This window comes from Psychrobacter alimentarius (assembly GCF_001606025.1).
In the GTDB taxonomy this organism is placed as follows: Bacteria; Pseudomonadota; Gammaproteobacteria; order Pseudomonadales; family Moraxellaceae; genus Psychrobacter; species Psychrobacter alimentarius.
The window spans coordinates 368,255-383,181 of record NZ_CP014945.1; the positions used below are offsets into that span (position 1 = coordinate 368,255).

Genomic DNA, 14,927 nt, shown 5'->3' on the forward strand with positions numbered 1-14,927 from the left:
TACCAAATGCAAGTTTATGTAATTAGCCTTAAGGATTCTGTCGATAGACAGAAAAGTATCAAGTCCCAATGTGAAAAATTTAACATAACGCCTGTCTTTATTGAAGCTGTTAATGGTAGCAGTCTTTCAACTTCTGAAATCAATAAATATTGTAAGCAAGAAAAAGCAAAGCAACTATTCGGCAGAGAAATGTTGTTAGGTGAAATCGGCTGTGCCCTGAGTCATAAGAAGATATATAACAAAATAATAAGTGAAAATCTGCCTTATGCAATGATATTTGAAGACGATGTAATTATTGAAAAAGGGTTTAATAAGGTTATAAAGTCTATATTACGTTCAGACTTGAATTGGGAGCTAATATTGTTAGGGCATCATAAAGATATAAGCAAAGGGTTTTCTACTCCTCTAAGTATTTGGCATAGGTATAATATAACTACAGATTCATCTTTAAATCGCTTAGCAGATTTTGGGTTTGGTACTTATGGGTATATGATAACTATTGAAGGTGCGAAAAAGTTAATAGCAGCATTAGATGTTATTTATAAACCAATTGATCATTATACTTCTAATAGTAATATTATTAATGTCTATGGGCTCTATCCTACAGTAGTCAATGTTGATAGTAATTTTGATACACTCATCGACTATGATAAAGTACGGAAAAATACCAGTGATAAATCTTCCGTTTTGATATTAAGAAAAATAGGGATTATTAATACCATGGTTAAATTTAAAAGTATTTTTAAATCATTAAAGCCTATTAAAAAATATAAGTAACTGGATTGTCTATGTCTTTACTTATATCGGTTATCATTCCTACATTTAATTCAGAGAGATATCTACCAGCATGTCTTAATAGTATTATTGATCAGGTAGATAAAAATATCGAAGTTGTTGTAGTCAATGACGGATCAACTGATAGTTCAGGTGATATAGCTGATAATTATGCTATTCAACATAATTTTATAAAGGTCATTCACCAGTCTAATCAAGGCGTTTCAGCTGCTAGAAATAGAGCTATACGAGAATGTATAGGAAGCTACTTAGTTTTCTTAGACTCAGATGATTTACTATATAAAGATTTTTTCAAGAAAATTTTAGAACTTATACAAAGTAACCCAGATATTTTAGAGATAAACGCTGACTTGATCGATAAAGTAGGGGAAGTATCATATGAGAAATTTTTCCTATTTGACAATGATATAGATATTATTAATAGCACTGATGCTGCTAAACTGAGACTTTCTAAGCAAGCTAAGTATTATTTATGGTCACGTATCATTAAAAAAGAGATGGTTAGCCATCTATATTTCGATGAAAAAATAAGTTTCTGTGAAGATGCCTTATATCTAACAGAGTGTTACTGTAGAGCTGAAAAAATTATCAAAATTGATGAATCATTATACGGCTATAGACAGCATGATAATAATGTTACGAGAGTAAAATCTATTTATAACATCAATCAGCTGACTGAGCTATGCTATATTGTGAAAAGACGCATAGATGATAGTCAAGATAAAAAATACAAAACGCTATTTTTATCATTATGGATAAATATGGTTCATCTACGAAAAAGTATGTATGTACTTGAGTTTAAAGAAATAAGCACTGATGAAGTGACATTGCATCAGATTAGAGGTATTAAGAATGATTATAAATGGTCATTCTTTAAATTAAGAGACAGGATAAGTTGGCTGCGTCGATTTAGTATTGAATTACCAAAAACTTCTAATACGCTAATTTTATTAAAATATTATACTAGAACACACTCATTACAGATACTTAATAAAATAAAATATTTGTATTCGCAAAGAATGAATTAAATGCATATTATTTTTATAATAAATAGTCTAGAGAGTAGAGGAGGATCTGAAAGAGTAGCTTCTCTTTTAGCAAGTCATTTAAGTGTTCATTATAAGATAACTATTTTATCTAGATATTCTATTAATAAAAAGAATGTCTATTATCTAGATTTGAAGGTAAATGATATTAAATTTACTGGTAGTACTTTTGCTTTTTTAATGAAGTGTAAACAGTATATCGCACAGAATAATTCAGCAATTGTCATTATCCACACTATGAGTAAGCTTACCCCCGTTTTACTAATAAGTGGTATCAAATCTAAAAATATTTGGAGTCTTGAACATATTTCTTTTAGTTTTCATAATATTATATTTCGACTCTTGAGATACGTTTTATATAAGAAACTAGATAAAGTGATTACGTTAACTAAAGAGGATGCTAGAAGCTATGATTTCATCGCTGACAAGGTATCTACCATTGCAAATATTAATCCTTTAGAAATAAGAAGATCAAACTCTGTTTTAGCATCCAAGGTTATTGTTAGTATTGGCAGGCTGACCTACCAAAAAGGCTACGACCTTTTAATTGAAGCCTGGGCATTGGTCGAAAGTAAAAATCCTAATTGGATGCTACATATATATGGTGAGGGAGAGGATAGGAATAAAATTGAAAAATTGATTGCTGAAAAAGGTATTAAAAACATTTTTTTAAAAGGTCTTACTGACGATATCCAAAGTGTTTACGATAGTGCTTCCTTTTACGTTATGAGCTCAAGGTACGAAGGGTTTGGAATGGTTCTTATTGAAGCTCAAAGTCGAGGATTACCGATAGTTAGTTTTGATTGTCCATCAGGCCCAGCAGAGATTCTGCAGGATGGTGTTAATGGCTATCTAGTTAAAAATGCAGATATAGAAATGCTTGCTTATAGGATTGGTCTTTTAATAAAAGACGAGTCACTAAGGAGTGATTTTTCAAAAAATGCTTTGATATCAGCTATGCGTTTTGAGCCAGAAATTATTATCAAGCAATGGATTGATTTAATAGAAAATAACTATGATTACAGTGGCGAATCCTGATTTAAAAGTTTCTATAATTATGCCTGTGTATAAGGCACGTGCAACTGTAGAACAAGCTATAAGAAGTGTTATCAGTCAAACCTACTCAAACTGGGAACTGATCATAGTCAATGATTGCTGCCCTGATAACAGCTGTCTTCAAGTCCAAGATATGATCATAAGTGATTTACGAATTTTCCGAATTGATAATATAACTAATCAAGGAGTGGCTATATCTAGAAATAAAGGTATCGCAAAGGCAGAAGGTAATATAATTGCATTTTTAGATTCAGATGACTATTGGCATCCAGAAAAACTTAGCTTACAAGTTGACAAAATTAAGAAGGGTTACGATGTAGTATGCTCAAACTACATGAGAATAGAGCTGAATACTAAAATTAAGGAAGTTTTTAATAAGGTAGAGTTTGATTATTCTGATATGTTAAAGTCAAACCGTATAGGCAATTTGACCGGCATTTATCGTTCAGATCGTATAGGAAAGATCTACCAAAAAAATGTAGGGCATGAAGACTATATAATGTGGCTAGAAACAGTCAAAATAGCTAAGAAAGGCTATTGTGTACAAAGCCCCCTCGCATACTATCGAGTAACGAATAACTCTCTTTCGTCCAATAAATTTCAGGCCGTACTTTGGCAATGGAAAGTATACAGGAAAGAAGTAAACCTAAGCCTTATAAAAAGTATATGGTTTTTTTTAAATTATTCCTGTACAGCTTACAAAAAACGGCAATGAAAAAGAACCACCTAACCGCATATCGCCATTAGGTGGTTTTTTATTATCTCAATATAAGTCTATTGATTTATTTAGAAAATTTATTACTTCTCTAAATACTGAATCTTACCTTCTACTCCATCCCACTTTTCAGCTTCTGGCATTTGCCCTTTCATCTCTGTGATATTTGGCCATTTTTGTGCCAGCTCTTCATTGAGCTGAGTGAACATCTCTTGTCCTTTTGGTACTTCATCTTCTGAGAAAATAGCATTGGCCGGACATTCAGGCTCACATAATGCGCAGTCGATACACTCATCAGGATCGATGACAAGGAAGTTTGGGCCTTCATAAAAGCAGTCCACAGGACAGACTTCTACACAGTCGGTGTATTTGCAAAGAATGCAGTTATCTGTAACGACAAAGGTCATAGTAATGTCTACCTGTTATTGATTTGGCTTTTGGCTAAATAGAATAGTCGAAAATAAAGCATATTTTAGCGCTTTTACCTCTATTTGACAATTCCCTTTAATGACTAATGATTTTTTTGAGATGATATAGAAAATTATGCGCTTGCTTGGGTGTTAGGCTATCAGGATCAATCGCATTTAGCTCATCTTGTAAGTTAAATAGCTGATTTTGTTGTGGAATACCAATCCCCACTTGATTTTGCTCAATAGGCTTTAGATTTACTTTGTCTGCTTCATCATGATGTGCCTGTCCGCTTTTATCCGTTACTGACTTAACTAAGTCATTTTCGTCATCAAGCGGTTTTGTACTATCCGCCTTTAATGTACTCTGATTCAAGTGATCGATACTTAAATTGTCAGCCAAATAGCGTTTGGCATCCTCTAATACCTGAGCTGGAATACCTGCCATTTTTGCCACATGTAAGCCAAAGCTAGAGCTGGCAGCGCCATCTTTGATTTGATGAAGCAGTAGCAATTGACCATCAATTTCACTAGCAGCGACATGCACATTGCGAATACCGGCAGGTTTGTTTTCAGTGGTATTTACCAATTGTGTCAGCTCAAAATAATGGGTGGCAAATAATGTCAGGCAACCAATTTCTACGAGGCGATTGACGCAAGCATGAGCGATGGCCAAGCCGTCAGTAGTGGCAGTACCGCGTCCGACTTCATCCATCAATACCAGCGATTTATTGGTTGCTTGATTCAAGATATTGGCGGTTTCTATCATCTCTACCATAAAAGTAGATTTGCCGCCCGCCAAGTCATCTGCTGAGCCAATACGCGTAAAGATACGATCAATATCACCGATATGAGCTTGAGCAGCTGGGACAAAGCTACCGCAATGCGCAAGTAGGACAATCAATGCCGTTTGGCGCATATAGGTCGATTTACCGCCCATATTGGGGCCTGTAATCATCAGCAGTCGTTCAGGATCTCTGTCATCAGCATTGGTGCTACCCAGCACACAGTCATTGGCGACAAACTGACTGGTAGATTGAGCAGAGGTATGCTTATTACTTGCATTTGTAGGATTTAAGGCAGCTTCGACGACGACATGACGACCTTGGCGGATATCGATATGGGTTTGATTTTTGTTTATAGATTTGCTTTGGTTTCCTGAATCTCCTCCCATGATTGGACGCTGCCAACGATAAGTTGTCGCAAGCTGCGCCCAATTGCTTAGCACATCGATTTGGGCAATAGCAGCACTCAGTTGTTGTAGCTCAGCCAAGTTCTCGTTTAGTTGGTTGAGCAGCGCTTGGTACAGCGCTTTCTCACGAGCCAATGCCAGAGACTGGGCGCTTAAATACTCCGTCTCGACTTCTTTTAATTCATCAGTAATAAAACGCTCACTACTCTTGAGTGTTTGCCGACGAATAAAATGAGCAGGGGCATTTTTTGCTTGCATTTTTGGCAATTCGAAATAAAAGCCACTGACTTTATTAAAGCCGACTTTTAGACTAGGGAGTTGGTTGTCCTGACGGGCTCGCTCTACCATTTCGTCCAATGTTACTTGAATATTGTCATGGAGATGGGTAAGACGATCAAACTCTGCATCATAACCCGCTGCCAACATACCACCATCGCGAATATGTGCAGGTGGTTCAATGACAATAGCGCGCTCGATTAACTCGGCGGCAGACTGTACCGCTGGCAGCTTGGCAGGCAGTTGCTGCATGAGCATCGGCAATAGACCAGCGTCTTCATGGTCGATACCTGAGGCTGTCAGCAGCGTGGTAAGCTGGGCGCTACTAGCGATACCATCGGCAAGCTTGCGTAAATCACGAGGTTTGGCACTCATCAGCCCGATGCGACTGCTGATTCGCTCAATATCGCCAATGGTATTTAGTGTTTCGCGTAAACTGGTCACCAATGAACTATTTTCTGAATCTTGATTCGAATTACCATCCGCATTTAATAGAGACGCTATCGCATCTAGACGCATATTGATGCGCGAATGCTGACGCAGTGGACGCTTCATTTGCTGCACAAGTAAGCGCTTGCCCATTGGCGTTTGGCAATGGTTAAGTACGGATATTAGGGAAGTACCGCTACTACTGACTGGGCTAAATAATTCAAGGTTTTGCTGACTATTGGCATCGATAATCAAGTAATCATCGCTGTGCTCGACGATCAGCTGATTGACTTGTGGTACATGACGCTGCTGAGTTTGCCGTGCATAATGAACAAGCGCCGCGCAGCTAGATTGAGCAAGTGGGTTATCCCCAATACCTAGACCATCGAGACGTTGGACCTCAAACTGCTGACACAAGGTGTCGCTGGCATGCTCATGATGAAAGTCATTGGCGGCAACTTCTATAATAGGGCAATCAAGATTCTGACGTAACCACAGCATCCAGTTGTCATCGACAGTCTCATTGAGGCTTTCACTGATGATACATTCACTGGGCGCAAAGCGCGCAAAAACCGTCAGCATCTGGGTTTGCAGACCGTCAATGTCGTCACTAGCAGCATGCAGTGTCTGCGTGGTCAGCGTGCCAGCCGCCAAATCCATCTGACTGACGGCCGCTTGCAACGGCTGTTTGCTACTGGCTCTTGCAGATGTAATAACGATGTCAATAGCGACCACCGTTGGGGTATGGTTGGGCGCAATCAACGCATCATCAGTAATCGTCCCTGCGGTCAACGTTTTGACCACCTCACGGCGCATAATACTGCCTGCTGTTGATTTGCTTTTGTCTTTTTTCTGCTTATTGCCCATATTAGGAAGGGAAGAATCAGTGTCATCGGCGCTATTACTCGCCGATTCATCGATTTGCTCACAAACCACAACGGTCTGCCCAGCGGCAATCAAGCGCGCCATGTAACTGTCAGCCGCATGAAAAGGGACACCTGCCATCGCAATGGTATTGCCAGCTTTATCCGTACCACGGCGTGTCAACGTAATGTCTAGTATCTGGGCAGCACGTTTGGCATCATCAAAAAACAACTCATAAAAATCACCCATCCGGTACAGCAGCAATGCTTGAGGATAATTGGCTTTCATGGTCAGATATTGCACCATCATGGGTGTGTGATCAGCTAAATTATAGGTAGCATTACCGATGACCAATCGCTCAGAAGATGATTGGTCAGCAGTAGGTTGCTTAGATAATGCATATTCGGATGGTGCAGTTTTTGAGACTTTTTTTGAGGAAGCAGGGTTTTGAGTCAATGGCTTAACGGTCATGCAAAATCTCTTATAGTGTTTAAATGGTGTTTAAATGAATTTTTATAAATACAGTCATTGTGCTCTACTGAAATACATTTTTCTCACTGGCGGTTCGTGTGCCTGACAAATATTTCACAAAGTTTATATCAGTAGAATTGTACTTTTTTAAAGCAGATCGACTATATAGTTGAGGTGTTTGAAATTGAATAGATAATGGTCAATTTAACCAGGTAATAAAAATAAATCGCAATAATGTGAGGTTATCAGTCAAAGATTAATAGAGCTTCACTAACATGCTATGAAAAATCTCTATTGAGAATGAAATCGCGTACATGCATCCTACGATAGAAAAAGTGAATAAATTTAATAGAGTAAGGGCTATTTTAACACGTCCCACTGCATTTTTACGTCGTCAAATATCTGATTGCTGCCCTTGTATCCATCAGCGTCATAACCATATATAATGACGTCACACTTAATTGGGCGATACTTAATTAGGTAGTACTTAGTCAGATGATGACAAGGCGGCAAGCCGAGCGTTGGCTAATGCGCACTAATTATCGAATATTTCCATAGGTCAAAAAATTATGTTATCAAAGATTATAGGCGGTGTCGTTGGCACCAAAAACGAGCGCGAATTAAAGCGCATGCGTAAAGTGGTCAGCAAGATCAACGCCCAAGAGGCTACCATACAAGCCCTGTCTGATGAGCAATTACAGCAAAAAACCGAAGAGTTTAAGGCGCGTCATCAAAATGGCGAAAGCTTAGATGCGTTATTGCCAGAGGCGTTTGCAGTTTGCCGTGAAGCCTCTTTACGTATAAATGGTATGCGCCATTATGATGTGCAGCTAATTGGTGGTATCACCTTGCACGAAGGCAAAATCGCTGAGATGAAAACCGGTGAAGGTAAAACCCTAATGGGCACCTTGGCCATGTACCTCAATGCCATCAGCGGTAAAGGCGTGCATCTGGTTACCGTCAATGATTATTTGGCTGCGCGTGATGCTGAGTTAAACCGTCCGTTGTTCAGCTTTTTGGGCATGACCGTTGGCGTGATCTATTCACAACAGCCGCCACAAGAAAAAATCAATGCTTATCAAGCTGATATTACTTATGGTACCAACAACGAATACGGTTTTGACTACCTACGCGACAACATGGTTTTTAGTTTGGCTGAGAAAAAGCAGCGTCCGCTAAATTTTTGTATCATTGATGAGATTGACTCCATCTTAATTGATGAGGCACGTACGCCACTGATTATTTCGGGTCAAGCCGAAGATTCTTCACGTATGTATGCGCTGATTAATACGATTATTCCGTTATTAATCCGATCAAAAGACGAAGAAGCCAACAAGAATAATGAAGAAGAAGATTTCTGGATTGATGAAAAAAATCGCCAGATTGAAATCAGTGAAAAAGGCTACGAAAAAATCGAGCGCTTCTTAATCGAAGTGGGTGAGCTTGGCGAAAACGAAAGTTTATACAGTCCAAGCCGTCTGCCACTATTGGCACACGTACAAGCCGCCATTCGTGCTCATCATGTGTTTGTCAAAAATGTCCATTACATCGTTGATGAAGGCGAAGTGATTATCGTTGATGAAAACACAGGTCGTACCATGCCAGGTCGTCGCTGGTCAGAAGGGTTACATCAAGCGGTCGAAGCCAAAGAAAACGTTGAGATTCAAGCGGAAAACCAAACGCTTGCAACCACGACATTCCAGAACTATTTCCGTCTGTATGACAAATTATCTGGTATGACAGGTACCGCTGATACCGAAGCGGCTGAATTCAAATCGACTTATGACTTAGATGTCATTGTGATTCCAACGCATGAGCCGATTGCTCGTATCGATATGGATGACCAAATTTTCTTGACGAAGTTAGGCAAATATAAAGGTATCATTCGCGAGATCAAAGACATTCAGGCCAAAGGTGCGCCGGTCTTGGTTGGTACAGCGACCATTGAAGCCAGTGAAGAGTTGTCGTATTTGCTCGATCAAGAAGGCGTCAAGCACAACGTCCTAAACGCCAAACAGCATGAGCGTGAAGCAGAAATCATCGCTCAAGCAGGTAGCCCAAAATCGGTCACGATTGCCACCAATATGGCGGGTCGTGGTACGGATATTATCTTGGGTGGTAACTGGCAATCCTTTATCGAAGACATTGATGCCGTCAGTAAGGAAGAGATGCAACGCCTAAAAGCGCAGTGGCAAGTAAAACATGACCAAGTGGTCGCGGCGGGTGGTTTGCATATCATTGGTTCAGAGCGTCATGAATCACGCCGTATCGATAATCAGCTCCGTGGTCGTGCTGGTCGTCAGGGTGACCCTGGGATGTCGCGCTTTTTCTTGTCGCTTGAAGATGACTTGATGCGTATTTTCGCAGGCGATCGCGTGGTCAACATGATGCGTGCGATGGGTTTAAAAGAAGACGAAGCCATTGAGCACAAAATGGTTTCCAAATCGATTGAAAACGCACAAGGTAAAGTTGAGAGCCGCGATTTTGATGCTCGTAAGAACTTGCTCAAATATGATGATGTGGCCAATGAGCAGCGTAAAGTCATCTATGGTCAGCGCGATGACTTGTTGGCAGAAATGGATTTGCTCGAAGCCATTAACGTGATGCACCGTGACGTCTATAATGCCATCATCAGCCAGTTCATTCCGCCAGGGTCTGTTGATGACCAATGGAACGTGGACGGTCTAGAAGATGAGCTAGAAGACGAGTTCAAGATAACCATGCCGATCAATGATTGGTTGGATGAAGATCGCCGCTTGGATGAAGAAGGGTTGCGCGAAAAAATTATTCAAACTGCGTTAGATCGTTATCATGGTCGCCGTGAGCAAATGGGTGAAAAAGATGCCGCGCAGCTTGAGCGTCACTTTATGCTACAAAGCCTAGATAAGCACTGGAAAGAGCATTTAACTCAGATGGATCAGTTGCGTAAAGGGATTCATTTGCGCGGTTATGCGCAAAAAAACCCAGAGCAAGAATACAAGCGTGAATCGTTTGAATTGTTCCAAATGATGCTTGGTGCTATTAAATCTGAGACCGTACAAGATTTATCACGTGTGCACATTCCGACTAAAGAAGAGCTAGAAGCGTTAGAAGTGCAGCAGCGCGAAAATGCGGCTCATATGCAAATGCAGTTTGAGCATGATGAAGTTGATAACTTAGACAGTGGCGCTAATAACCCTGCACCGCAGCCACAAAACCGTAGCATGGGCAACGGTATAGCTGCTGCTGGTGCTATGGCAGGCAATGGTGCGAATGAGGCAAATCCATATGCTGGTATGAATATCAGTCGTAACGCACCGTGCCCTTGTGGTTCAGGACTTAAGTATAAGCAGTGTCATGGCAAAATTTAATAGCAATCGCTACTTGAGTTTTTGAGATCAGTTAAGTTTTCAAAACCAGTATAAACATTGCTAAGCAAAAATGGTTACGCTATGATGAAAAGCCCTTATCAATAAGAGATAGGGGCTTTTTTGTGACTTACTGAAATCAGCGAGCAGTTGATAATAGATAAGAAAGCATCGCTTTAAAATCACGGATGGTTTTTAGCGATTGCTTACAAATTCAGCATAGGCGTGTATTTAGGGACGCGCTATAGTGTTTAACATATTATTCGGGAGAGTGTTATGAACGCAAAATTATTAAAACAGTGGCGTACTTCTGTTGCACTAACAGGTTTATTGGCTGGCGCATTGACCATTAGTGCTTGTCAAAAGGAACAAGAAACAGAGCCAAGTTTGGAAGACAGTATCAGTGCTGAGCAATCAGTACCTATGTCTGCAGAGCCTGCCGAACCCAATGATGTAGTGGTTGATACTCAAGATCCCTCTCTCAATGAAGTAGCAGATGATACCGCTGCTTCTGTTAATACTGGTGTAAGCCAGATTAATTATTCATGTTCCCCTGAATTACAGGTTGAAGCGACTTATAAAGACACAGATAATCAAGTGGTCATTGCTACCGCAAATGGCACCACAACCTTGACTAAAACCAACGACGCCACCAATCCTGAAGTATTTGGGGTTGAAAATGCCATCGATGGTGGGGAAGGTTTTGTACAATGGCGTGTTGCTCATCAAGATCGTGAAACAGGTGTGATGCGGACAGCTGGTGCGAACGCTGAAAATGTCAGTACTTATGAGTGTAAGAGAACAGATGAAGGCACAGTATAAATAAACCGTAGACCACAATGTGATACTCATAAAAAAAGCAACGTTCACGTTGCTTTTTTATGGAATAGTTAAAATACCAAAAGATTATTTGTTATAAGTAGAATCATTTTCATGATCTAAAAACCCTTCTTCTTTAACATCAAGCTCTTCGTGTTTTAATGTGACTTGAATGGTGTCAGTATGCGTATGAACCGTTTTACTAATATCAATTTCTTGTACGGTATACGTCTCTTTAGTGACGGTGGCTACTTGGCGTGATAGCACAATCTCGATAGGGGCGTCGCCAATCTCAACCTGCTTGTCATTGATAGTAATAACGGCCTTACTGTCCAGTGACGGTTCCACATGACGCAAAACATCCTTTTCATCGTAATTTCCAGAAAGTAAATCTTGGCTTTCAGCATCCTGAAACTCAGTACGAACGGTGATATATTCTTCAACCAGCTCAATGGGCACTTCAATCGTTTTGGTACGTGTGTGTTTAGTGACGGTCACTTTACCGACATCTAAGCGTTCTTTATTGACAACTGGGCGCTCTTCTAATAGTTCAAGATAACCAACTTGTCCGCTTTTATTTGCGACATTTTCTTGGTTGGATAATACTTGATCTTCTCTCAAGATATCTTGAGCCGTTAATGACTCATTTTGTGGCGGAGTATTTAAATTAGGAGTAGTGAAATTATCAGAAGTCATCGTGATTTCCTTATTATTATCTATTCAATGAGAGGTTTACCAAAACGAATTTTCTTACCGTAGAGACATCAGTACCAGAGACATAAGTACCAGCAGTTATAAGCTAAAACATAAAAAAGACCAGAGACAAGCTCTGGTCTTAATCACTGAGTCAAAAACTCAGCTGCTTAGTGAAGTCATAATGTCTTATGTATTTAATTCATAAGACACACGACTTATTAGCCAATTACATACCACGAGCGCGGCGTACGTCTTCAGCAGTAATGCCATCACGGTCTACGATATTGCCTTCACGGTCAACCACATTACCATCATTATCGATATCCAATTCTTCACGCTGAATGGTTTCGACAATTGTCTCAGTGTGACGTTCGGTAGTTTTACCTACGTTCACTTCTTCAGAGACATAAGTTTCTTTACCAACGCGAGCACGTTCAGCTTCTAGTTGTACTTCAACCGTCTCATTGTCAGCCATGTCACCAATGCGGCGATCTGTTGGACGATCTACATTAGTACGTTGAATATTAGCACGCTCTTCTTCTAGTTCTACATCGACGTTACGCTCTTCAGTGACCACATGCTTACCAACTTTTACTAGGCCAGCTACGATGCGATCTTTATTAACTGTCAAACGCTCTTCTAGTAGCTCTAGTGTGTTTGGTGCTTCGTAGTTATGATCTGCAACTTCCATACGATCTTCCACTGGAATAGTGTCTGCTGTAAATGCTTGACGATCTCTTTCATACTGCTCTTTGTAGCTGTACTGATAGTCATGGTCATATACTTCCATGGCTTCTACTTGATCTTTAGTTAAGCTGTCAAAGAATACGTCATCTCCCACAATACGAGCCAAACCTGCTGGTACTAGTACTTCTTTAGAGCTGAACCAGCCGCCTGCATCAACAATTAAATAACGAATACGACCAGTAGTGTCTTCTACCAATGCACCTTCAATTTTACCGATTTTTTCTTCATTAACACCATAAGCAGTTTTGCTAGTTGGATCATAATAGTCATCACCGATAAGGTCGCGATGAGTGGCTTGAATATCTTTTAAACGAATTAGTTGGCTCATTATTTTCTTCCTTTTTTATGAATTATAAATAATAGTTATTGTATAAATATTAAAATTTTAGTGATTTCTTAATCAAACAGTTCTTTATAAAAATAAAATCCTATCTAAATCAATGTCTGTAAACGTAGCGTTACTAGGTAGTCGCTACCTCAACTTGTAATTATCGTAACACTGAGATTTTGGATGAGATATATGAGCAAGGTAGCAAAGTGTGGGCTTGCCGTAATTGCGTGTAATAGGCTGTAAGCGCTATAACATAGCGAGGGGTATAAGTTAACGCGATTTTACACAGTGAAATGTTTGGCGGTAAAAAAGAGATAGCAGACACAAAAAAACCGCAGTGTAATTTTATACTGCGGTTTTTAAAATCACGATTGAAGGATAAGGACCGGAATAGTATGTGCTTTTATACTGCAACGGTGTGAAGTTGTTCGTGCTTATGGCAATTCAATAGCCACCGCAACTGCTTCACCGCCACCAATACATAAAGTCGCCACGCCTTTTTTGCCACCAGTACGCTTCAAAGAGTTAATCAGCGTGACTAAGATACGCGCACCTGAACAACCCACTGGATGACCTAACGCACAAGCGCCGCCTTCAACGTTTACTTTAGCGTGTTCAATGTTTAGTTCATCCATCGCTGCCATCGTGACCATAGCAAACGCTTCATTAATCTCCCACAGATCAACATCAGCCACTGACCAACCTGCACCCGCTAAAACTTTTTCAATAGCGCCAATAGGGGCGATGGTAAATTCGCCTGGGTGACGCGAATTTGAGGCAGTAGCAATGATACGCGCTTGATAATCAAGGCCTTCTGATTTTGCTTGAGATTCTTTCATTAGTACGACCGCTGCGCCACCATCGGAGATAGAGCTTGCGTTTGCGGCAGTGATGGTGCCATCTTTCGCAAAAGCTGGACGCAAAGTAGGAATACGCTCAGCGTTGGCAAGGGCAGGCTGCTCATCAGTATCAACCGTTTGTTCGCCTTTACGAGTGCTAAATGTGACTGGCTCAATCTCGTCTTTAAAGTGATTGTCTTTGATAGCTGTTAACGCACGATTGAGTGATTCGATGGCAAACGAATCCATCTGCTCACGGGTATAGCCTTTCTCATCGGCCATTTCTTGAGCAAACTTACCCATCAACTTGCCCGTTTCGGCATCTTCTAAACCGTCTAAGAACATATGGTCTTTGACTTCTTGATGGCCCATACGATAGCCACCGCGCGCGCCTGGCATCAGATATGGCGCATTGGTCATCGACTCCATACCACCAGCAACTGCTACATTGAAGCTACCTGCTTTGATACCATCGTGTGCTTGCATGACGGCTTTTAGACCAGAACCACAAAGCTTATTAATGGTCACAGCACCAGTGGCATCAGGCAGACCAGCTTTACGCATTGCCTGACGTGCAGGACCTTGACCCAAACCTGCGGTCAAGATACAGCCCATGATGACTTCATCGATAGTATCAACACTAACGCCTGAACGCTCGACAGCCGCTTTGATAGCAGCAGCACCAAGATCGGTGGCGCTCATATCCTTTAGTGAGCCTTGGAAGCCGCCCATTGGCGTACGTGCGCCGTTTACAATTACAATTGCATCATTTGACATCGTTATTCCTTTTTACGTATTTAAATGAAAGTATTTTACTTATAGTAAAGGCAAGTGCTGATAAATCAACGTCTGGTTATTAGAAAGCGTTTGCCTAGCTTACTAACAAACAGGGTACTA

General features: G+C 40.4%; 11 protein-coding genes. 6 read left to right on the plus strand and 5 right to left on the minus strand.

Annotation, left to right across the window (positions count from 1 at the left end):
- Nucleotides 1-6: 6 nt before the first annotated feature.
- From A3K91_RS01590 to A3K91_RS01605, 4 genes are read left to right on the plus strand one after another with little or no spacing between them, the layout of a single operon-like run.
- Entirely contained in the window at nucleotides 7-777 is a 771-nt protein-coding gene (locus A3K91_RS01590; protein WP_062843713.1) for a glycosyltransferase family 25 protein, read from the plus strand.
- Between the two features lie 11 nt (nucleotides 778-788).
- Nucleotides 789-1,823, plus strand: coding sequence for a glycosyltransferase (locus tag A3K91_RS01595; protein ID WP_062843714.1), 1,035 nt, complete (start codon nucleotides 789-791; stop codon nucleotides 1,821-1,823).
- Entirely contained in the window at nucleotides 1,824-2,879 is a 1,056-nt protein-coding gene (locus A3K91_RS01600) for a glycosyltransferase family 4 protein (RefSeq protein ID WP_062843715.1), read from the plus strand.
- The gene (locus tag A3K91_RS01605; RefSeq protein WP_062843716.1) at nucleotides 2,857-3,612 is read left to right on the plus strand and encodes a glycosyltransferase family 2 protein; all 756 of its coding nucleotides are present in this window, start codon (nucleotides 2,857-2,859) and stop codon (nucleotides 3,610-3,612) included. The genes A3K91_RS01600 and A3K91_RS01605 overlap by 23 nt, the downstream gene beginning before the upstream one ends.
- Before the next feature lie 83 nt (nucleotides 3,613-3,695).
- Here the strand turns inward: A3K91_RS01605 and fdxA are convergent, their stop codons facing one another.
- Nucleotides 3,696-4,019, minus strand: coding sequence for a ferredoxin FdxA (fdxA, locus tag A3K91_RS01610; RefSeq protein ID WP_057758216.1), 324 nt, complete (start codon nucleotides 4,017-4,019; stop codon nucleotides 3,696-3,698).
- Between the two features lie 97 nt (nucleotides 4,020-4,116).
- Nucleotides 4,117-7,251, minus strand: coding sequence for a DNA mismatch repair protein MutS (gene mutS / locus A3K91_RS01615; protein WP_062843717.1), 3,135 nt, complete (start codon nucleotides 7,249-7,251; stop codon nucleotides 4,117-4,119).
- Nucleotides 7,252-7,820: 569 nt separating this feature from the next.
- Between mutS and secA the strand changes: the two genes are divergently transcribed.
- Both secA and A3K91_RS01625 read left to right on the plus strand, forming a co-directional pair.
- A complete protein-coding gene (gene secA, locus A3K91_RS01620) occupies nucleotides 7,821-10,601 on the plus strand; it encodes a preprotein translocase subunit SecA (RefSeq protein WP_062843718.1) in 2,781 nt (926 codons plus the stop codon).
- A 273-nt stretch (nucleotides 10,602-10,874) separates the two neighbouring features.
- A complete protein-coding gene (locus A3K91_RS01625) occupies nucleotides 10,875-11,420 on the plus strand; it encodes a hypothetical protein (protein ID WP_062843719.1) in 546 nt (181 codons plus the stop codon).
- 84 nt (nucleotides 11,421-11,504) lie between these two features.
- On the opposite strand, the gene A3K91_RS01630 is transcribed toward A3K91_RS01625, so the two are convergent.
- From A3K91_RS01630 to A3K91_RS01640, 3 genes are all read right to left on the minus strand, one after another.
- Nucleotides 11,505-12,113: a YsnF/AvaK domain-containing protein gene (locus tag A3K91_RS01630; protein WP_084387218.1), complete on the minus strand. Its 609-nt coding sequence runs from the start codon at nucleotides 12,111-12,113 to the stop codon at nucleotides 11,505-11,507.
- 226 nt (nucleotides 12,114-12,339) lie between these two features.
- A complete protein-coding gene (locus A3K91_RS01635) occupies nucleotides 12,340-13,188 on the minus strand; it encodes a DUF2382 domain-containing protein (protein WP_062843720.1) in 849 nt (282 codons plus the stop codon).
- A 437-nt stretch (nucleotides 13,189-13,625) separates the two neighbouring features.
- Nucleotides 13,626-14,807 (minus strand): thiolase family protein, encoded by a 1,182-nt coding sequence (locus tag A3K91_RS01640; RefSeq protein ID WP_062843721.1) that lies wholly within the window; start codon nucleotides 14,805-14,807, stop codon nucleotides 13,626-13,628.
- Between the last annotated feature and the right edge of the window lie 120 nt (nucleotides 14,808-14,927).

Bases quoted from the DNA above. Each gene is read 5' to 3' on its own strand.
- A3K91_RS01590 (WP_062843713.1), top strand. From the start codon at position 7: ATGCAAGTTTATGTAATTAGCCTTAAGGATTCTGTCGATAGACAGAAA.
- A3K91_RS01595 (WP_062843714.1), top strand. From the start codon at position 789: ATGTCTTTACTTATATCGGTTATCATTCCTACATTTAATTCAGAGAGA.
- A3K91_RS01600 (WP_062843715.1), top strand. From the start codon at position 1,824: ATGCATATTATTTTTATAATAAATAGTCTAGAGAGTAGAGGAGGATCT.
- A3K91_RS01605 (WP_062843716.1), top strand. From the start codon at position 2,857: ATGATTACAGTGGCGAATCCTGATTTAAAAGTTTCTATAATTATGCCT.
- fdxA (WP_057758216.1), bottom strand. From the start codon at position 4,019: ATGACCTTTGTCGTTACAGATAACTGCATTCTTTGCAAATACACCGAC.
- mutS (WP_062843717.1), bottom strand. From the start codon at position 7,251: ATGACCGTTAAGCCATTGACTCAAAACCCTGCTTCCTCAAAAAAAGTC.
- secA (WP_062843718.1), top strand. From the start codon at position 7,821: ATGTTATCAAAGATTATAGGCGGTGTCGTTGGCACCAAAAACGAGCGC.
- A3K91_RS01625 (WP_062843719.1), top strand. From the start codon at position 10,875: ATGAACGCAAAATTATTAAAACAGTGGCGTACTTCTGTTGCACTAACA.
- A3K91_RS01630 (WP_084387218.1), bottom strand. From the start codon at position 12,113: ATGACTTCTGATAATTTCACTACTCCTAATTTAAATACTCCGCCACAA.
- A3K91_RS01635 (WP_062843720.1), bottom strand. From the start codon at position 13,188: ATGAGCCAACTAATTCGTTTAAAAGATATTCAAGCCACTCATCGCGAC.
- A3K91_RS01640 (WP_062843721.1), bottom strand. From the start codon at position 14,807: ATGTCAAATGATGCAATTGTAATTGTAAACGGCGCACGTACGCCAATG.